Origin of the sequence: Bradyrhizobium sp. CCBAU 51627 (assembly GCF_028128765.1) — a bacterium.
Classification (GTDB): domain Bacteria; phylum Pseudomonadota; class Alphaproteobacteria; order Rhizobiales; family Xanthobacteraceae; genus Bradyrhizobium.
The window spans coordinates 1-18,258 of record NZ_LBJG01000015.1; the positions used below are offsets into that span (position 1 = coordinate 1).

18 protein-coding genes are annotated in these 18,258 nt (G+C 64.3%); 11 read left to right on the plus strand and 7 right to left on the minus strand.

Annotated features, from left to right (window positions below; translation table 11 throughout):
* From XH88_RS07670 to XH88_RS07690, 5 genes are all read left to right on the plus strand, one after another.
* A partial coding sequence (locus XH88_RS07670) for a chemotaxis protein CheW (RefSeq protein WP_271614807.1) occupies positions 1–429 on the plus strand: 429 nt, incomplete at its 5' end.
* Positions 430–463: 34 nt separating this feature from the next.
* Entirely contained in the window at positions 464–850 is a 387-nt protein-coding gene (locus XH88_RS07675; RefSeq protein WP_271614808.1) for a response regulator, read from the plus strand.
* Between the two features lie 34 nt (positions 851–884).
* Positions 885–1,760: a CheR family methyltransferase gene (locus XH88_RS07680; RefSeq protein ID WP_271614809.1), complete on the plus strand. Its 876-nt coding sequence runs from the start codon at positions 885–887 to the stop codon at positions 1,758–1,760.
* Positions 1,761–1,762: 2 nt separating this feature from the next.
* Entirely contained in the window at positions 1,763–2,080 is a 318-nt protein-coding gene (locus XH88_RS07685; RefSeq protein ID WP_188106492.1) for a PilZ domain-containing protein, read from the plus strand.
* A gap of 141 nt (positions 2,081–2,221) precedes the next feature.
* A complete protein-coding gene (locus tag XH88_RS07690; protein ID WP_271614810.1) occupies positions 2,222–2,725 on the plus strand; it encodes a response regulator in 504 nt (167 codons plus the stop codon).
* A 54-nt stretch (positions 2,726–2,779) separates the two neighbouring features.
* On the opposite strand, the gene XH88_RS07695 is transcribed toward XH88_RS07690, so the two are convergent.
* A complete protein-coding gene (locus XH88_RS07695; RefSeq protein WP_271614811.1) occupies positions 2,780–3,082 on the minus strand; it encodes a hypothetical protein in 303 nt (100 codons plus the stop codon).
* 163 nt (positions 3,083–3,245) lie between these two features.
* On the opposite strand from XH88_RS07695, the gene XH88_RS07700 reads away from it, so the two are divergent.
* Positions 3,246–3,881, plus strand: coding sequence for a response regulator transcription factor (locus XH88_RS07700; protein ID WP_212303686.1), 636 nt, complete (start codon positions 3,246–3,248; stop codon positions 3,879–3,881).
* Between the two features lie 129 nt (positions 3,882–4,010).
* On the opposite strand, the gene XH88_RS07705 is transcribed toward XH88_RS07700, so the two are convergent.
* Together XH88_RS07705 and XH88_RS07710 are read right to left on the minus strand one after the other, a co-directional pair.
* Positions 4,011–7,619, minus strand: coding sequence for a PAS domain S-box protein (locus tag XH88_RS07705; RefSeq protein ID WP_271614812.1), 3,609 nt, complete (start codon positions 7,617–7,619; stop codon positions 4,011–4,013).
* A complete protein-coding gene (locus XH88_RS07710; protein ID WP_271614813.1) occupies positions 7,597–8,016 on the minus strand; it encodes a response regulator in 420 nt (139 codons plus the stop codon). Before XH88_RS07710 ends, XH88_RS07705 begins: the two co-directional genes overlap by 23 nt.
* A 252-nt stretch (positions 8,017–8,268) precedes the next feature.
* Here XH88_RS07710 and araD point away from each other — a divergent pair, with 252 nt between their 5' ends.
* Positions 8,269–10,011, plus strand: coding sequence for an L-arabinonate dehydratase (gene araD / locus XH88_RS07715; RefSeq protein ID WP_271614814.1), 1,743 nt, complete (start codon positions 8,269–8,271; stop codon positions 10,009–10,011).
* Between the two features lie 128 nt (positions 10,012–10,139).
* Entirely contained in the window at positions 10,140–10,859 is a 720-nt protein-coding gene (locus XH88_RS07720; RefSeq protein WP_271614815.1) for a ribonuclease activity regulator RraA, read from the plus strand.
* Positions 10,860–10,913: 54 nt separating this feature from the next.
* Here the strand turns inward: XH88_RS07720 and XH88_RS07725 are convergent, their stop codons facing one another.
* Positions 10,914–13,019, minus strand: coding sequence for a S9 family peptidase (locus XH88_RS07725; RefSeq protein WP_271614816.1), 2,106 nt, complete (start codon positions 13,017–13,019; stop codon positions 10,914–10,916).
* A gap of 139 nt (positions 13,020–13,158) precedes the next feature.
* On the opposite strand from XH88_RS07725, the gene XH88_RS07730 reads away from it, so the two are divergent.
* From XH88_RS07730 to XH88_RS07740, 3 genes are all read left to right on the plus strand, one after another.
* Positions 13,159–13,389: a hypothetical protein gene (locus tag XH88_RS07730; RefSeq protein WP_271614817.1), complete on the plus strand. Its 231-nt coding sequence runs from the start codon at positions 13,159–13,161 to the stop codon at positions 13,387–13,389.
* Positions 13,390–13,424: 35 nt separating this feature from the next.
* Entirely contained in the window at positions 13,425–13,736 is a 312-nt protein-coding gene (locus tag XH88_RS07735; RefSeq protein ID WP_271614818.1) for a hypothetical protein, read from the plus strand.
* A gap of 98 nt (positions 13,737–13,834) precedes the next feature.
* Positions 13,835–13,996, plus strand: coding sequence for a hypothetical protein (locus tag XH88_RS07740; protein WP_271614819.1), 162 nt, complete (start codon positions 13,835–13,837; stop codon positions 13,994–13,996).
* Between the two features lie 235 nt (positions 13,997–14,231).
* Here XH88_RS07740 and XH88_RS07745 read toward each other — a convergent pair whose 3' ends face one another.
* The 3 genes from XH88_RS07745 to XH88_RS07755 all read right to left on the minus strand — a co-directional run bounded on the left by XH88_RS07745 (position 14,232) and on the right by XH88_RS07755 (position 18,143).
* Positions 14,232–15,419 carry a pyridoxal-phosphate-dependent aminotransferase family protein gene (locus XH88_RS07745; protein ID WP_271614820.1) on the minus strand — a complete coding sequence of 396 codons (1,188 nt, stop codon included), beginning with the start codon at positions 15,417–15,419 and terminating at the stop codon, positions 14,232–14,234.
* A 106-nt stretch (positions 15,420–15,525) separates the two neighbouring features.
* A complete protein-coding gene (locus XH88_RS07750; protein WP_271614821.1) occupies positions 15,526–16,251 on the minus strand; it encodes a thermonuclease family protein in 726 nt (241 codons plus the stop codon).
* Positions 16,252–16,412: 161 nt separating this feature from the next.
* Positions 16,413–18,143: a hypothetical protein gene (locus XH88_RS07755; protein WP_271614822.1), complete on the minus strand. Its 1,731-nt coding sequence runs from the start codon at positions 18,141–18,143 to the stop codon at positions 16,413–16,415.
* Positions 18,144–18,258 lie beyond the last annotated feature (115 nt).

Below are 18,258 nucleotides of genomic sequence, written 5' to 3' on the forward strand. Positions count from 1 at the left end.
GTCACCGCGATGATCGGCGGCCAGCTGTTCGGCCTGCCGATCTCCCGCGTCCAGGACGTGTTCATGCCCGAGCGCGTCACCCGCGTTCCGCTGTCCTCGCGCGAGATCGCGGGCGTGTTGAACCTGCGCGGCCGCATCGTCACCGTGGTCGACATGCGCTCCCGTCTCGGCCTGCCCCGGGACGAGGACGGCAAGACGCCGATGGCGGTCGGCGTCGACCTGCGCGGTGAATCCTACGGCCTGTTGATCGACCAGATCGGCGAGGTGCTGCGCCTGCCCGAGGACAGCAAGGAAGAGAACCCCGTCAACCTCGACCCCCGCATGGCCAAGCTCGCCGGCGGCGTCCACCGCCTCGACGGACAGCTCATGGTCGTCCTCGACGTCGATCGCGTTCTCGAGCTCAAGACCGAAGTGCAAATGGCTGCCTAACGAAATCAAAAGACATTCAATGCCGGAGAGCAAAATGAAGACGTGTTTGGTGGTTGACGATTCCAGCATCGTTCGCAAGGTCGCGCGCCGCATCGTCGAATCGCTGGGCTTTCAAGTAATTGAAGCGGAAGACGGCGTCGAAGCGCTGGTCCACTGCAAGAAGGCCATGCCGGAAGCGATCCTGCTCGACTGGAATATGCCTGTCATGGACGGCTTCCAGTTTCTGGGCACGCTGCGCCGCATGCCCGGAGGCGACGAGCCCAAGGTGGTGTTCTGCACCACCGAGACCGGCATCGACCACATTACGAAGGCGATGGGCGGCGGTGCCAACGAATACATCATGAAGCCCTTCGACAAGGACATCGTGATGGCGAAATTTCAGGAAGTTGGGCTGGTCGAGCGCGAAGAATCCGCTGCCTGAACATACACCTGCCAGTAGCGTCAAGAGGTATCCTGTGAACGCGCCCGACTACGAGTATCTGCGTAAGTTGCTGAAAGAGCGCTCCGGTCTCGACCTGTCCGCCGACAAGCAATATCTGATCGAAAGCCGCCTGCTCCCCCTGGCGCGCAAGGCTGGACTCGCCGGCATCCCCGAGCTCGTGCAGAAGCTGCAAGGCGGTTCGAGCGCGCTGATCACCAGCGTGGTCGAAGCCATGACCACGAACGAGACCTTCTTCTTCCGTGACAAGGTCCCGTTTGATCATTTCCGCGATACCATCATGCCTGAGATCCTCAAGGCCCGTGCTGGCAAACGCAGCGTGCGGATCTGGTGTGCTGCAGGGTCGACCGGGCAGGAGCCCTATTCGCTTGCGATGACCTTGAAGGAAATGGGCGCGGCCCTGACCGGCTGGCGGGTCGAGATCATCGCGACCGACCTTTCGCAGGAAGTGCTGGAGAAGGCCAAGTCCGGCGTCTACAGCCAGTTCGAGGTGCAGCGCGGCCTGCCGATTCAGCACCTGGTGAAATACTTCAAGCAGAACGGCGAAACCTGGCAGATCAATCCCGAGCTGCGGGCGATGGTCCAGCATCGGCAGCTCAATTTGCTGCAGGATTTCTCCCACCTCGGAACCTTCGACGTCATCTTCTGCCGCAACGTGCTGATCTATTTCGACCAGGAGACCAAGATCAACATCTTCAACCGCCTGGCCCGCCAGATCGAGACCGACGGTTTCCTGGTGCTCGGCGCGGCGGAGACCGTGGTCGGGCTGACCGATACGTTCAGGCCGATTGTGGATCGTCGCGGCCTCTACAAGCCGAACGATCCGCGTGCAGCACTGGCCAAGCCCGCCGCGGAAAGTGCGGCGCCGCGCATGGCGATGGCAGGACGATAGACATGGCCGAGGACGGCAAGGGTGCAGAGCGCGTCACATTCAGTCGGGGCTATGATGTCTGCATCATGGCCATCGACGGCACGTGGCGGCGCGACTGTACGCTCAATGCGATTTCTGACACCGACGCCATCCTCACGGTGGAAGGTTCGATCCAGGGGTTGAACCTGAAGGAGTTCTTCCTGCTGCTGTCGTCCACCGGCCTTGCCTATCGCCGCTGCGAGCTGGTTCGCGTCAACGGCGCGGAGATGGATATCCAGTTCCTGCGCGGCAAGAACCGCAAGAAGCGAGGCCCGGCCGGCGGACACGATGCGGCGGCGTGATCGCCACGCGCACTGTGCGACCGTTTCTGACGCATTGCTTCACATTTTCTGAAAACATCCGAATGAATTGGCAGACCCGGTTTTACGCGGCCTAAGCGCGGTCCGTGTACCAATGGCTGATCGCAATTTCAGGGTCCGGCCATGCCAAGAAGCTCTCTCTCCCCCGTCCGTTCAAATCTGCCCGACGTCGCCGAGCGGCGCGCGCTTCAGCTCCTGGTGGTCGATGACGACGCCACCCAGCGCAGTCTGATCACGGTCGCCGCCAAGCAGGCCGGCCATGAAGTCGCCGTTGCGCCGTCGGTTGCGGAGGCGATCGAAAAGCTGCGCGCCGGGCGCTTCGACTGCGTGACGCTCGATCTGGTGCTGGAGGATGGCGACGGCATCGACGTGTTGCGCGAGATGGCCGCGGCGAAATTCTCGGGCTCGGTGATCGTGGTCAGCGGTATGGACGGCAAGCGCCGGAGCGCCGCCCGCGGTTACGCCCGCTCCGTCGGGATCGAGCTTCAGAGCCTGCCGAAGCCGCTCGATCTCGCGGCGCTGCGCATCAGCCTCGCCAATCTCGGCAAGACCGCGATGGGACTGCCGACGATCCATACCTGGGGCGGCGTTGCCACCGACGCGATCGTGGAGCGGCACCGGCCCTGAGACGCGGAGCTGCCATGCAATCGGCTGCGGCCAATCAGCCGCGCCGATTGCGACCTACACCGGATTGGCGGATTCCGACAGCTTTTGAAGGGCCCGGGTCAGCTCCGCCCGGCAGCCGTTGAGGGCGGCGCTCGCCGTCACATAACGAGGCGTGACGTCATCGAGCACGACAATCTCGGTGGAACCCTGGTTGGCGCTCACGATAGCGCTATCGTCCTCGGGCTCCATCGCAGCGTCGATCAGACGCATGCTGATCTCGATGCGCGCGATCAGGGAACGAAGTTCGGCTGCGATCAACTGACGGCTGTCCGTTTCCGCCATCGCCGCGAGCGGGGGTGTATCTGCGTAATTTAGCATGGATATTCTCCGTCTCCCGCAATAAGGCACCTCAGCGCTACTTGTGCGTTAAGTTCATGTCCCGTACAAATGCGGGTGGGCCGAATCTGCGCCGAAAGCCGAAACGTGAGGCGCGGACGCGAGTCCTTCAATGCCGACGTGGCTTGGCGAATGGACGTGGCACATGGTCGAACAAAGCTCCCGTGGTGAGATCTTCGTGGTCGATGACGACCCTGCTGTTCGCGACACCCTGTCGATGGTGTTGAAGGCGGCGGGCTATGAGGTGATCTGTTTTGCGGACGGAGCAGCGCTGCTCTCCGTGGCGCGAAACCGCACACCGGCTGCGATCCTGCTCGACGTGCACATCCCCGGAAAGTCGGGTCTCGACATTCTGAAGGAGCTGCACGGCGAGGACTATCCGGCTCCGATCTTCATGATCTCCGGGCAGGGCGACATCACGATGGCGGTGGGCGCCATCAAGAGCGGCGCGCTCGACTTCATCGAGAAGCCGTTCCGTGGCAGCGAGATCGTCGGCCGGCTGGACGAGGCGATCGGCGCTTATGCACGCAGGCAGGCGGAGAACGCGTCGCCGAAATTCGGCTCGCTGCATTTCCCCGGACGCGAGCCGCTGACCCGACGGGAGCGCGAGGTGCTCGAACAATTCGCTGCCGGTGCGTCCAACAAGGAGGCCGGCCGCACGCTCGGCATCAGTCCGCGCACCATCGAGGACCACCGCGCCAACATCATGAAGAAGCTCGGCGCCCGCAATGCCGCCGACCTGATCCGCATCGTGATGACCGCGGCCCAGCGCGCATCGTAGGCCAGTCTCGCGCCCCGGACTAGGGGCATCATGCAATGATGCGCCGCTGAGCCGGGGCCCATTGCTCCAACTCCAGGGCTGACAGTTCGAGGTCCCGGCTCTGCGTCGCCGGGACAGGAGAAAGCGCGCCTACGCTTGCAGCGCCTGGCGGATGATCCGCGCGAGATCCGATTTGCGATAGGGCTTCGCCAGCAGCAGCACGCCTGAATCCAGCCGGCCGTGATGGATGATCGCGTTCTCGGTATAGCCGGACGTATAGACCACCCTGAGATCGGGGCGCGCCTTCAGCACCTCGTCGGCGAGCTGACGTCCATTCATCTTGCCGGGCATGATGACGTCGGTGAACAGCAGGTCGAACGGTTCTCCGGCGGCAACGATGGCCAGCGCTTCCGCGGCGTTGGCGGCCTGCAGGGTGACGTAGCCGAGCGAATGCAGTTGCGCGAGCACATATTCGCGCACCAGACGGTCGTCCTCGACCACCAGGATGGTCTCCTGTCCACCCTCGATCGACGCCGGCAGCACGCCTTCGGCGACGGCCGTGGGGGTCTTGCCGGGCGGCAGGTACATCTTGATCGTGGTGCCGTGGCCTTCCTCGCTGTAAATCTTGATGTGGCCTGCGGACTGCTTGATGAAGCCGTAGACCATCGAGAGCCCGAGCCCGGTGCCTTTGCCCGGCCCTTTCGAGGTGAAGAAGGGGTCGAACACGCGCGCCAGCATATGGGCCGGAATGCCGGTGCCGGTGTCGCTCACCGCGATCAGCACATAATGTCCCGGCGGCACGTCGTTGGCGCTGGCGTAGACCTCGTCGAGATAGGCGGCGCCGGTCTCCACGATCAGCTTGCCGCCATCAGGCATCGCGTCGCGCGCGTTGAGGGCGAGGTTGAGGATGGCCGTGGTGAGCTGGTTCGGATCGACGATCGCGACGCAGCTCTCGTCCTCGAACACGGATTCGATCTGGATCTGCTCGCCCAGCGTCGGCCGCAACAGCTTCGCGGTGTCGACGATCAGTGCGTTGATATCGACCTCGCGTGGCTGGAGCGGCTGCTTGCGCGCGAAGGCGAGCAGATGCTGGGTCAGCTCGGCGCCGCGACCGGCAGCCTCGTCGATCATCTTCGTGATCGCCGCGAGCCCCGGATCCTTGGCCACCGCATCGGCCAGAATCTCGATCGTCCCGGTGATGACGGTGAGGATGTTGTTGAAATCGTGTGCCACGCCGCCGGTGAGCTGGCCCACCGCCTCCATCTTCTCGGCGTGGCGGATGCGCTCCTCCGAGGCGATCTTGTCGGTGAGGTCGCGGTAGAACACGTTGAACAGGATACCCTCGCGGCGCCTCAGCGCCGTGACGCTCAGCTCGGCCTTGAACTCCTTGCCGTCGCGGCGGCGGACCATGAGCTCGTGGCGGCGGTTGAGGGTCTGGCCGCCGGCGGATTCGAGGAAGCGGTCAAGGCCGGCCTTGACCCTTTCATGCTCGCTCTTGGCGACGATCATGTCGATGGCATTCTTGCCGAGCGCCTCGTCACGCCGCCAGCCGAACAGCTCCTCGGCCCGCGAACTCCAGTTCAGGATGGTGCCGCGATCGTTGGTCTGGACGAAGGCGTCGAGCGCGGTCTCGACGATGTTGCGCGCAAGTTGCTCGCTGTCGCGCAAGGATTCGGCGGCAAGCCTCGCCTCGGTCATATCGCGTCCGACGAAGAAGAAGCGCCTGGCCTGATCCGACCAATTGCCGAGCCATGACAGCCAGACCTCGCGGCCGTCCTTGTGGAAGCAGCGGGTGTCCGAGAGCTTCAGATGGCCGCCGCGGCGGAGCTCGCGCATCTCCTCGCGGGATTGATCCAGGTGCGCGGGATGAATGAAATCGGCGCCGCTGTAACCGATCATCTCGTCCGGCCTGTAGCCGAGGATGGTCTCGCTGCTCGGGCTGATCTGCACGACCTCGCCGCGCGAGTTCATGATCATGATCAGATCCTGTGAAGTGTCAAAAAGAAGCCGCCGCTCCTCCAGTTGCTGCTGGAGCGCACGCTCGGCGCGGCGCGCTTCGGTCAGACTGCGCGCGGACCCGGAGACGCCGATGATCTCGCCCGACGCTCCCTTGATCGGCGACAGGCTGAGCGAGATTTCGACCGGCGTGCCGTCGTTGCGCAGCCGGACCGTCTCGAAGCGCTCGATCGGCTCACCCCTCGCGATCCGCGCCAGATAGTCCTTGCCCTGTTCGCGCCGATCGGGCGGAACAATGATCGCGGTGGATTTCCCGATCGCCTCGTCCGCCGAATATCCATAGAGACGTTCGGCGGCAGGATTCCAGCCGGTAATGACGGCATCGAGGGACTGCATCACGATCGAATCGTCGGACGATTCGACGGCGGCGCTGAACAGGAGCTCGCGCGCCGCATGATGGCTTCGTGCGGCCTCGGTGCGGCGATGCTCCTGGACCTCGCGTTCGAGCGCGGCTGCTTTCGCCCGCGTTTCATCCACCATCTGGGCAAAGGCCCGCGCCAGCGCGCCGGTCTCGCCGCTTGCATCGACCGGAATGTCGGCCGGCCGTCCGTCGCCAATAGCCGTCACCGCCGTGGTCAGGCGTGTGATCGGACTCGTCAATGAGCGCGCCAGCAGCACGGCGAGCAAGGCCGCGGCGAGGACGGCCAGCACACCGACGAGCACGGACGTTTTTTGGATGGCCGCTGGCACGAGACCGAACACAGGCGCCGGAATCGTCTCGATGATGGCGACCCAATCCTTGCCCACGAGCAGCGCCGGCGCGATCGCGGCGCCGCTCGGCCGGCCCGATTCGTCGGTCATGAGCCGCGTGGATGCATCCAGAGTGCCGGTCAACGAGGCGAAATACGGAAAATCCTTGCGCCAGTCACTGGCGCCGCCATGTGGTGCGCCGAATTCGCGCGCGCGATCGGGATGGACGAGATAATCCCCCCGCGAATTCACGACATAGAGCTCTCCTCCGGAGGTCCCGGTGGAGCGGACGCTGTCGAGCGCCGGTCGCATGTCGATATTGGCGATGATAATGCCGAAGGGCTTGCCGTCGGGCGCGTATAGCGGCATCGCGACGCGCAGCGTCGGAACGTGCCAGGTCGTCGTTCCTCCCTGGCGGGTGGCGAGCTCGATGGGCGACACATAGATTTCGCCGGGCCCGAGCCGTATCGTTTCCTGGAAATAGGCTCGGTCGCTCTTATGCTCCAGTTCGCCGTCGGGAACGATCCGTGCTGCTCCGTTCGGTCCGGATCGATCGACCCGGACCAGCTCGCGCTGGTCGTCATCAAGCCCGATGATCCGAAACTGCCCATAAATGGGCTTGGCCTCGATCTCGGCCGCGAGCCGCGCCGCGATTCGCGCGCGCCACGTTTGCTCCGAGACGCCGTCAGAAGGATCAATTCCTCCACCGGCGTGGGCCCGGATGAGACCATTGATGGCGGCCGCGGCGCGATAGCCGGTCAGGTCGCCCCGCACTCCGGCCACATAGGATTCAAGATTGGCCGCCAACAGGCGCGACTGGGCGCCGACCCGCTCCAGGACACGCGGGATGACCGCCTGCGTGGTATTGCGATAGCCTAGCCAGCCGACTGCACCCACGGTGACCGCCACCAACAGGGTCATGGCGATGGCGAGGCGTGTCGCGAGTGTTGTTCCGTACCTCACGGGAACATTCGCAGGGCTCCCTGCAAGATCGCGCCCCGGCCGACCTCGAGCTGAGGAGGCGCTGCCATCATCGGCGGCGGGCATTGACATCGGACCCCTCCGACTCGCCGGCCTTCAGGCAGCCATCGACCGCCGCCAGCAATGCGTCGGCCCGGAACGGCTTCTGCAGGCTCGCGACCGCGCCGAGCTTGATCGCCATCTTGAGGAAGTCCGGCTCGGCATAGGCGTCCGGCATGACCGAGCGACCGGAAATGACGATGATCGGGATCGCCGGTTGCAGCGCCCGGACATGGCGCATTGTCTCCAGTCCGTCCATGCCGGGCATGAAGATATCCAGGAACAGCAGGTCGAACGGGTCGGCTTCGAACAGGGCGAGTCCCTTGCGGCCATCGCCGGCGACCGTTACGTGGTGACCGGCCCGCTCCAACAGCAGCCGGATTGTCAACTGAACGGCCGGGTCGTCATCCACGATCAGGATGTTGGCCACTTCAAAACCTCCGGATCGGCTCGGGGTGTTCCCAGCGACCCAAATCAAAGCTCCAAATGAAATTGTCGCGCGGATTGTGCCCGACCTGCAAGCACTTCGGGCCAGGCTTGGCCGAACTCACCCGATATTGCGCCGCAACCTGAGCTATGCACGCCTGCATGCATGCCGGAGGTCCACCCCGCTCCCGGTGCCTTGCGAGAAGTGGGCCGGCTGTGGGAAGAGCACCGGCGGCTTTCCCGACGGACGAGGACGATGAGCAAGACCAAGAAGAAAACTCCTGACCAGCTCCGCAGCGCGCGCTGGTTCGCGCCCGACGATCTCCGCTCGTTCGGCCACCGTTCCCGCGCCATGCAGATGGGCTACGCGCCGGAGGAGTGGAAGGACCGTCCGATCATCGCGATCCTCAACACCTGGTCGGACGCCCAGCCCTGCCACATGCACTTCAAGTCGCGCGTCGACGACGTCAAGCGCGGCATCCTGATGGCCGGCGGCCTGCCGCTGGAATTGCCGGCGCTGTCGCTCTCGGAATCGCTGCTCAAGCCGACCACCATGCTCTATCGCAACATGCTGGCGATGGACGCCGAGGAGCTGTTGCGCAGCCATCCGGTCGACGGCGTGGTGCTGATGGGCGGCTGCGACAAGACTACGCCGGCGCTGCTGTTAGGTGCGACCTCGATGAACATCCCGGCGATCTATCTGCCGGCCGGTCCCATGCTGCGCGGCAATTGGAAGGGCAAGACGCTCGGCTCGGGCTCCGACGGCTGGAAGTATTGGGACGAGCGTCGCGCCGGAAAGATCTCCGACAAGGACTGGCTCGACATCGAAGCCGGCATCGCCCGCAGCTACGGCACCTGCATGACCATGGGCACGGCCTCGACCATGACTGCGATCGCGGAAGCGATCGGCATGACGTTGTCGGGCGCGTCCTCGATTCCGGCCGCGGACGCCAACCACATCCGGATGGCCTCCGAATGCGGCCGCCGCATCGTCGAGATGGTGTGGGAGGATCTGACGCCGAAGGTGATCCAGACCCGCAAGGCGTTCGAGAACGCGATTGCGGTCGCGATGGCGATGGGCTGCTCGACCAATGCGATCATTCATCTGATCGCGCAGGCGCGCCGCGCCGGCCAGAATATCGGCCTCGACGATTTCGAGATCGCGAGCCGCAAGGTGCCCGTGATCGCCAACGTCCGCCCGAGCGGCGATACCTATCTGATGGAGGACTTCTTCTATGCCGGCGGCCTGCCGGCGCTGATGGGACAGATCAAGGACCATCTGCATCTCGACTGCATCACGGTGACAGGCAAGACGCTGGGCGAGAACATCGACGGCGCCGAGGTGCACAATGCCGACGTGATCCGCTCGGTTGCCAATCCCATCTACAAGGAAGGCGCACTCGCGGTGCTCAAGGGCAATCTCGCACCCGACGGCTGCGTCATCAAGCCCTCCGCCTGCGCGCCGCGCTTCCTCAGGCATACGGGTCCCGCACTCGTGTTCGACGATTATCCGTCGATGAAGAAAGCGGTCGACGATCCCAATCTCGACGTCACCGAGGACCACATCCTCATCCTGCGCAATGCGGGGCCGCAGGGCGGCCCGGGCATGCCGGAATGGGGCATGCTGCCGATTCCTACGAAACTCGTGAAGCAGGGCGTGCGCGACATGGTGCGCATTTCCGACGCGCGCATGAGCGGCACCAGCTACGGCGCCTGCATCCTGCACGTCTCGCCGGAGTCCTATATCGGCGGTCCGCTGGCGCTGGTGCAGAACGGCGACCGCATCACGCTCGATGTCGCCGCCCGCACCATCAACCTCGATGTGCCGGAGGCGGAACTCGAGAAGCGCCGCGCCGCCTGGAAGCAGCCCGAGCGCCGCTTCGAGCGCGGCTATGGCTGGATGTTCACCAAGCATATCAAGCAGGCCAATGACGGCTGCGACTTCGACTTCCTCGAGACCGATTTCGGCGCGCCGATCGGCGAGCCGTCGATTTATTAGCCCCTGTCATTCCGGGGCATCGCGCAGCGATGAGCCCGGAATCCGTCGTGCCGCAATCCATGGCGCCTGATGGATTCCGGGCTCACGCCACGTGGCGCGCCCCGGATTGACGAAAGAGAGAGTACGAGATGTCGAAACTTTCCGAAGCCACCCGCAACAAATTCAAATCCGTCTCCACCGCCACCGTCGCCACCGCGCTGTTCAAGCGCGGTCTGCGCATCCAGATGATCCAGGATGTGCACCCCGTAGGCCCTGACCAGCCGACCATGGTCGGCGAGGCCTTCACGCTGCGCTACATGCCGGCGCGCGAGGACCTCAACACCATCGACGTGTTCAAAGATCGCTCTCATCCGCAGCGCAAGGCGGTCGAGGATTGTCCGCCAGGCGCCGTGCTGGTGATGGACAGCCGCAAGGATGCGCGCGCCGCGTCCGCCGGCGCGATCCTGGTGACGCGGTTGATGAAGCGTGGTGTGGCCGGCGTCGTCACCGATGGAGGCTTTCGGGATTCCGCCGAGATCGCCAAGCTCGGCATCCCCGCCTACCATCATCGCCCCTCGGCGCCGACCAATCTGACGCTGCACCAGGCGATCGAGATCAACGTTCCGATCGGCTGCGGGGACGCGCCCGTGTTTCCTGGCGACGTCATTCTCGGCGATGCCGACGGCGTCATCGTGATCCCGGCCCATCTCGCCGACGAGATCGCCAATGAAACGTTCGAAATGACAGCGTTCGAGGACTTCGTCACCGAGGAAGTCGGCAAGGGCCGCGGCATCTTCGGTCTCTATCCCGCGACCGATCCGCAGACGCTCACCGATTTCGCGGAATGGCGGAAGAAGAACGGCCGGTAAGGAGGAGAATGTCGTCCAGGCAAAAGCCGGGACGACATGGGGAGGCAATAGGGATTACGGCCTGGCCTCCGCCATCCCCGTCGCCCACAGTGCAAACGCATAGACGATCGCGACCTCATCGAGCCGGTCGAAGCGTCCCGAGGCGCCGCCGTGGCCGGCGCCCATGTTGGTGCGCAGCAGAACAGGGCCGCCACCGGTCATGGTGGCGCGCAGGCGCGCGATCCATTTGGCGGGCTCCCAATAGGTGACGCGTGGATCGGTCAGGCCGCCCATAGCGAGGATCGCGGGATACTCCTTCGCCGCGACATTGTCGTAGGGCGAGTACGACAGGATCGTTCGAAAATCCTTTTCGCTCTCGATAGGGTTGCCCCATTCCGGCCATTCCGGCGGCGTCAGGGGCAGGGTGTCGTCGAGCATGGTATTGAGCACGTCGACGAACGGCACTTCCGCGACGATGCCGGCGAACAATTCGCCGGCGCGGTTCGCCACCGCGCCCATCAACATGCCGCCGGCCGAGCCGCCATGACCGACGATGCGTTTTGCGCTGGTGTATTTGGCATCGATCAGCGCCCGGGCGCTGGCTGAGAAATCGTCGAACGAGTTGGTCTTCTTCTCGCGCTTGCCGTCGAGATACCAGCCCCAGCCCTTGTCGGCGCCGCCGCGTATATGCGCGATGGCGTAGACGAAGCCGCGATCGACCAGCGACAGGCGGTTGGCGTTGAACGAGGCCGGCATCGCCATGCCGTAGGAGCCGTAGCCGTAGAGCAGAAGCGGCGCCGTGCCGTCGAGCTCGAGCCCGCGGCGATGCAGGATCGACACCGGCACCTCTGCGCCGTCGTGCGCCTTCGCCATGATGCGGGTGGTGACGTAGTCGGCAGCGTTGTGCCCGGACGGAATCTCCTGGCGCTTGCGCAAAGTGCGCGTGCGCTTGACCATGTCGTAGTCATAGACTTCCGACGGCGTCGTCATAGACGAATAGGCAAAGCGCAGATTCGTCGTGTCGAATTCATAGGAGCCCATCGTGTCCAACGAATAGGCCGCCTCGTCGAAGGCGATGGCGTGCTCCTCCTTGGTGGCGAGGTCGCGGATCACGATCGACGGCAGCGCGTTGGCGCGCTCCAGCCGCACCAGATGGCTGGCATAGAGGTCGATGTCGATGATGTAGATGCCGGGGCGATAGGGGATCAGGTCGCGCCAGTTCTTGCGCTCGGGTGCGCCAAGCGGCGCCGTGACGATCTTGAAGTCGATGGCGCCGTCGGCATTGGTGAGGATGAACAGATCGTCGCCGCGGTCGGCGAGCGAATATTGCACGCCCTCCTCGCGCGCTGCGACCAGGCGTGGCGGTGCTTCGGGGTTGGCGAGATCGATCAGCCGCTGCTCTGATGTCTCGTGGTCGCCGCCGGCGATCACGCAGAAGCGGCCGCTGGTGCTCTCGTGCAGATGGGTGAACCAGCCGGAATCCTGCTCTTCGTAAACCAGCGTGTCGTTGGCCTGTTTGGTGCCGAGCTTGTGCCGCCACACCTGCATCGGGCGGTGATTGTCGTCGAGCTTCACATAGAAGAAGCTTTTGCCGTCCTTGCTCCAGACCACGCCGCCGTCGGTCTCCTCGACGATGTCGTCGAGGTCCTGACCCGTCGCCCAGTCGCGCACCCGAATGGAGAAATATTCGGAGCCCTTGGTGTCGGCGCTCCAGGCCTGCAGTTCGTGATCGTCCGAGTGTCGGCTGCCGCCGAACTTGAAATATTTGTGGTCCTTGGCGAGCGCGTCGCCGTCGAGCACGATATGGGCCTCGCCGCCCTCGCGCGGCATGCGGCCGAACAATTCGTGCTGGCCACCCTCGCGGAATTTGCGGAAATAGGCAAAGGGTCCGTCGGGCGACGGCACGCTGGAATCGTCCTCCTTGATGCGTCCGCGCATCTCGCGCACCAGCGTCTTTTGCAAGGCCGCGGTATGGCCGAGCAGACTCTCCGTGTAGGCGTTCTGCTCGTCCAGATATTTGCGAATATCAGGGTCGAGCACCGCAGGGTTACGCAGCACCTCCTGCCACTTCGTGTCCTTCAGCCAGGCATAGTCGTCGGTCACGGTGATGCCGTGCCGGGTAAAGGAGTGCGGCCGGCGCGGGGCGACGGGGGGCTGGGAAGGTGTCTTGGTCTGGGTCACTCGATCCTCATTCAACTGCGTATTTCGCCTTATATCGTCCCGATTCCGCGAATTGCCAGCGCCACTGCTTCACGTCGCCGGGCTGTTGGCCGGGCGACGGTATGCTTTGGGGGCGATATCCCGCCGCAGGTGCAGCCTGATGCTCTTCAACTCGTACCCGTTCATTGCGCTGTTCCCGCCCGTCGTGCTGGCCGGCTATTTCTGGCTGGGGCGGCGCAGCGACCTTGCTCCGGTGATCTGGCTGGCGCTGGCCTCGCTCGCCTTCTACGCCATCGGCAACTGGCAGTTCGTGGCGCTGTTGCTGCTCTCGATCGCGTTCAACTACGGCATCGGGCATCTCCTCATCGTGGCGAAGCTCGCGCCCAGGTAACGAACGGCCGCGCTCGCTGTCGGCGCCGCCGTTGGGTGGTCAAGGTCAAGGAAAACGCGGAGCCGCCGACACATTTCATTGACAAGGACTATCTGCAGCATGCGCTGCTAAAGACGATCGAGATCGTCGATGAGGGTTTCGACAATATCAGGGAGTTGGTCAAGCAGCGCCAGAACCAGGAGATCACAGCGCTGCGCGTCGAGATACGCAATCAGATGATCGCGCTGCGTGATGAAGTTTCTGCGGCGATCGATGATGTGCGCGCCGAGATCGCGGCGGTTGCGGCCACACATCCGGCGCCGCGTCAGCCGCGCAGATTTGAATTGCATCGCTGCTATCAAGCTTAACCCCGATTTAAGAACTCCATCTGATTGCGTCGGTGTCCGTAAAGCAGGATCATTCCGAACGGGGGTGCACGACGCGCTTTTGAAGGGAGGAGCCTGCCATGACACTGCAGGATGCGTTGGCGGTCTACTTATATGCTTGGATGAGGGACAAATCTCTCGACGACGATCACGAGCGGGCCGTCGATGCTGCGGTGAGAATTATCGAGCAAGAGGCACAGAAGGCAGTGGCCGCGCATTCGCAAAGCGCCGGGGGGCGATAGCGCCGCGCCTCGGCGGTCCCTCGCGGCATCCGCTGAAGGTCGGACTCAAGTTCTTGCACGCTCTCCGTCACATGGTCCTCGCGTCATTCGAAGTCGCCGGGCGATATGATAGCGTTCTTTCGCGGGGGCGCCGGAAGACACAAGCGCGAAGGGGCTTTTGAGGGGCTTGCCGCGCCTCTTTGTTTGATATCGATCGCTATCTAGTCTCTCACAAGGAGAGAAGGAAGAAAGGCTCCTACACCGCCACCTCTTCTCCGAGATACGACACCGCAGCTTCGAGGCCGCCCTTGCCGTGCGGAATCTTCAGGGCGTTGAGGCCGACTTCGATCACGCCCAGCGTACCGAGCAGCATCGGAGCATTGACATGGCCCATATGGGCGATGCGGAAGGCTTGTCCGGAGAGATCGCCGATGCCGGTGCCGAGCACGACGCCGCATTTCTCCTTGCAATAGCGTTGCAGCACCGCGGGATCATGGCCGCTCGCCATGGTCACCGTGGTCACGGTGTTGGAGCGCTGATGTGGTTCGGCAACGTTGAAGCCGAGCACCTGGCCTTCCGTCCATGCGCCGACCGCGCGGCGCGTGGCCTCGCCGAGCAGGCTGTGACGGCGGAAGGCGTTCTCCAGCCCTTCCTCGTGCAGCATGTCGATCGCCTTGCGCAAGGCGAACAACAGGTGCACCGGCGCGGTGCCGGCATATTTGCGATAGTTCTCGGTGCCCTCGCGCTCGCTCCAGCTCCAATAGGGCGTCGCCATGTTGGCCTTCTTGTGCACCTCGAGCGCGCGCGCATTGACGGAGACGAAGCCGAGGCCGGGCGGCGTCATCAGGCCCTTCTGCGAGCCGGACATCGCGACGTCGACGCCCCATTTGTCCATCTCGAACGGCATGCAGCCGAGCGAAGCGACAGTGTCGACCATGTACAGCGCGGGATGGCCGGCGGCCCTAATTGCCTTGCCGATCGCCTCGATGTCGTTCTGCACGCCCGAAGCCGTGTCGACCTGAACGACGACGACGGCCTTGATCTTGTGCTCGGTATCGCGGCGCAGCCGCTCCTCGACCTCGTGCGGCCGTACGGCGCGACGCCAGTCGCCCTTGAGCACCTCGACCTCGGCGCCCATCAGCGCGGCTGCATTGCCCCAGCCGATTGCGAACCGCCCGCTCTCCAGCACCAGCACCTTGTCGCCGCGCGACAAGACGTTGCTCAAGGCAGCTTCCCAGGCACCGTGGCCGTTGGCGATGTAGATGTAGGACTTGCCCTTGGTCGCGAACAGATTGGAGATGTCGCGGAGCAGGCTTTCAGTCAGGTCGAGCATCTCCTGGGAGTAGATGTCGATCGCCGGACGATGCATCGCCCGCAGCACCTCGTCGGGCATCGTGGTGGGCCCGGGAATGGCCAGAAACTCCCGGCCCGCGCGAACGGTCATTGCTATTGGTCCTTGTTGCTTGAGAACAGGCTGGTAGGTCACTGGTTCAGTTTTTACGCGCCGGAGCGACCCAAGAAAAGCGCGGAAAACGCAGGTCTGGCGTGGGCTATCGGCGCGTTTCGCGGCAGCCGGCGGCTTCCGCCTCCTCCACCGAGCAGAACCAGCGGGTGCCTTTGCTGATCTTCATCTTGATTTGCGCATACCAGCGGCTGGTCGGCTGGTGATAGATGCATTCACCAGCGCTGTTGACGTTACCCTTGATGGTGCAGTCCGGCGACGGCGCGACCGGCCCCGAGGCCGAGGCGAGCAGCACCGCATGCGCGCCCTCCGGCGGCTTGGTAGCGCCCAGGATCGCGGTCTTCTTGTTGCGCACGCGCCAGTCCCAGGGGGCGATGAAGGCGCCCTGCCACATCCCGGCCTTGGCTTCACGCGCGGCCTTCTCGTCCGCATCATAGTCGTGGGACATGCGGGCGTAGGCCAGCGCCCAGCCGCTGCGCACCAGCCATTTCTGGATGTCCTCGCCGCCGACCTCGCAACGGGCCACGGTGCGGCCGCGCCGGTCGATCGAGCGGGCATGGCAGACCCAGGTCTTGCCGTCGCTGAATTTGGCGAGCTCGTCGCGCGCCGCGACGCCGCAGGTCCAGCGCTCGCCCTTGGTATTGAGGCAGAGCTGGTCGACCGACGGCGCGTCGATGCCGCCGAGCCGGATCCGTGTGCTGCCGACCAGAATGGAATCGCCGTCGCGGACCTTCGCGGTGCCGGTGACGTCGGCCGCCCGCGCCAGCGACGGGACAACGAGCAAAGACAGCGCAATCAGGAGTTTTCGCAACATGCCGGTCCGCATTGTCAGGGAACACCTTGATAAGCCGCGCAATTGTGGTCGGCTTTTGGCCATCAGGCCAGCATATGCCGAACAGAGAGGCTTTCAACTTCCCGTCATTACCGGGCGAGTAGCGAGCAGGGAGTGGCGAATAGGGCGCGTTGCACCATTCGCTATTCGCCATTCACAATTCGCCTGCGCGCCACCGCCAGGCCCATCAGCACAAACGCCGACGTTACCTCGGGTCCGCCGACCAGGATCCGCGTCGGCGTCTTCATCTTGTTCCATTCATAGCCGCGGAACGGGCCGCGTCGGCCGCCCTCGCCGATGGCATCGACGATCACGTTCAGAGCCGGCGCGAAGGCGCGCGGGTCGGCGCCGAGATGGCCGAGCGCGATCAGCGCCAGCGCTGCGTCGAACACGTTCATCTCGGCGGCGACCAGCTCGGCCTTGACGTAGGAGAGCACGCGGTGGCGGATGAAATCGAAATCGCCCTCGGGATCGATCGCAGCCTGGGCTGCAAGCGGCAATGCCAGGAAGGCTGCGTAGCAGCGGCCGAAATAGGCGCTGTAGAGCTCCGGCAGATAATAGATGTGCGAGCGCGGATTGGCGAAGGCGCCGCTTGCCGCCAGCCGCTTCTGGAAGCCGATGATCCGGTGCACGGTCGCCAGCCGCGCCGGCGTCTCCAGGATTTTCCAGCGCGCCAGATTGCGGAAGCTCACCTCGAGAATGTCGAGATTGAGCGTCGGATCGAGATCGTTGCCGTAGGGCCGCTCGCCCTTGAGGTTGTCGATCCATGTGGCGACGCCGCCCTCGTAGTCGATGAGGTCATTGAGCGGCACCGTCACGCGCGGCTCGTTGACGCCCGCATGCACCTGGTAGCTTGCGTAGAAATCCAGCAGCGGCTGGTCGACGATGGGATCGGTGCAGCCGGCCTGCGTCGCCGCGGAGATCGAGCACGCCGTGGTGTCGCAGTCCGGCACGTAGACGCCGAAGCCGAGATCCTGCTTGATCTGCGCAAAAAAACGGGAAAAGCGCGGATGCGGCGCGGGCGCGAGCGCGGTGATGACGTTGAAGCGTTGGCCGCCGGCGCCTTTGACCTCTTCGCGGCTGATGTTGACGCAGAAATCGACCATGTCGGCGATCGCACGCTCCGCAGCGGTCTTGTCCGCCGGTGCCGCCAGCCCGGTCTCGACATAGCTGAGCAATGCCTCGATAAAGAAGGCGTCGTAATAGGCCGAGCGGTGGCGGATCTGCACCGGCTCCCACATCGGCTCGGCGATGCCTCGCCAGGGCGGATTGACCACGGCGCGCGCGGGCGAGCGCGCGATGAAGACGCGCGCGAGGTTGAACAGCAGTGACGAATTCTTGTAGCCGCGCGCATTCAGCCCGGTGAGCGCCATGATCAGCTCGCGCCCGCGGAAATCGGGATCGCCGATCAGGTTGAAGGCTGCATAGGTCGGCAGAAAGCCGTTCTTGCGATACGAGCCCAAGAGATGCTGCGCGCAGTCGCGGATCACGCTGTCGATCTGCGCCGGCGCCGGCATCTTGCCGACGAACGCGGTCGGGGGTGGCTTGGGATGGTCGAGCGCGATGCTGTCGACCAGTTCGGCCACGGGCCGGCCGACCGTTGCCCAGTCGGGTTCGGCATTATCGCGGGCGCGGACCAGTGCATCGCGCAGCCGGGTCAGCTTGGCCTCGTCACGCAGTTCGGGCAGGCCGGCGCGGCGCAGCAGCACCCGCAGCGCCGGATTGCCGAGCGCAGTCTTGTAGAATTTGGCCAGATGCGGATCGCCGCCGGTCCGGCCCGACAAGACGGGATCGCAGACGTCATAAAGGGAGGGGCCGTCTTTCCGGGCCATCAGCGCCCGGCACGCGGCACCTGCGAAATAATGAAAGCTCATGAAATACCTGGTCGCGGGGGACTTTCGCGGGGGCCAAGTCGGCGCTCAGTCGGCGACCCATCCTCCGCAAGTCGTTGAAAAAGCTACTCGGATTCGCAGGAAATACAAACGTGAC

What these genes read in the sequence shown, in the direction of transcription:
- XH88_RS07675 (WP_271614808.1), top strand. Translation starts at nt 464, where the DNA reads ATGAAGACGTGTTTGGTGGTTGACGATTCCAGCATCGTTCGCAAGGTC.
- XH88_RS07685 (WP_188106492.1), top strand. Translation starts at nt 1,763, where the DNA reads ATGGCCGAGGACGGCAAGGGTGCAGAGCGCGTCACATTCAGTCGGGGC.
- XH88_RS07690 (WP_271614810.1), top strand. Translation starts at nt 2,222, where the DNA reads ATGCCAAGAAGCTCTCTCTCCCCCGTCCGTTCAAATCTGCCCGACGTC.
- XH88_RS07695 (WP_271614811.1), bottom strand. Translation starts at nt 3,082, where the DNA reads ATGCTAAATTACGCAGATACACCCCCGCTCGCGGCGATGGCGGAAACG.
- XH88_RS07700 (WP_212303686.1), top strand. Translation starts at nt 3,246, where the DNA reads ATGGTCGAACAAAGCTCCCGTGGTGAGATCTTCGTGGTCGATGACGAC.
- XH88_RS07705 (WP_271614812.1), bottom strand. Translation starts at nt 7,619, where the DNA reads ATGTCAATGCCCGCCGCCGATGATGGCAGCGCCTCCTCAGCTCGAGGT.
- araD (WP_271614814.1), top strand. Translation starts at nt 8,269, where the DNA reads ATGAGCAAGACCAAGAAGAAAACTCCTGACCAGCTCCGCAGCGCGCGC.
- XH88_RS07720 (WP_271614815.1), top strand. Translation starts at nt 10,140, where the DNA reads ATGTCGAAACTTTCCGAAGCCACCCGCAACAAATTCAAATCCGTCTCC.
- XH88_RS07730 (WP_271614817.1), top strand. Translation starts at nt 13,159, where the DNA reads ATGCTCTTCAACTCGTACCCGTTCATTGCGCTGTTCCCGCCCGTCGTG.
- XH88_RS07740 (WP_271614819.1), top strand. Translation starts at nt 13,835, where the DNA reads ATGACACTGCAGGATGCGTTGGCGGTCTACTTATATGCTTGGATGAGG.
- XH88_RS07745 (WP_271614820.1), bottom strand. Translation starts at nt 15,419, where the DNA reads ATGACCGTTCGCGCGGGCCGGGAGTTTCTGGCCATTCCCGGGCCCACC.
- XH88_RS07750 (WP_271614821.1), bottom strand. Translation starts at nt 16,251, where the DNA reads ATGTTGCGAAAACTCCTGATTGCGCTGTCTTTGCTCGTTGTCCCGTCG.
- XH88_RS07755 (WP_271614822.1), bottom strand. Translation starts at nt 18,143, where the DNA reads ATGAGCTTTCATTATTTCGCAGGTGCCGCGTGCCGGGCGCTGATGGCC.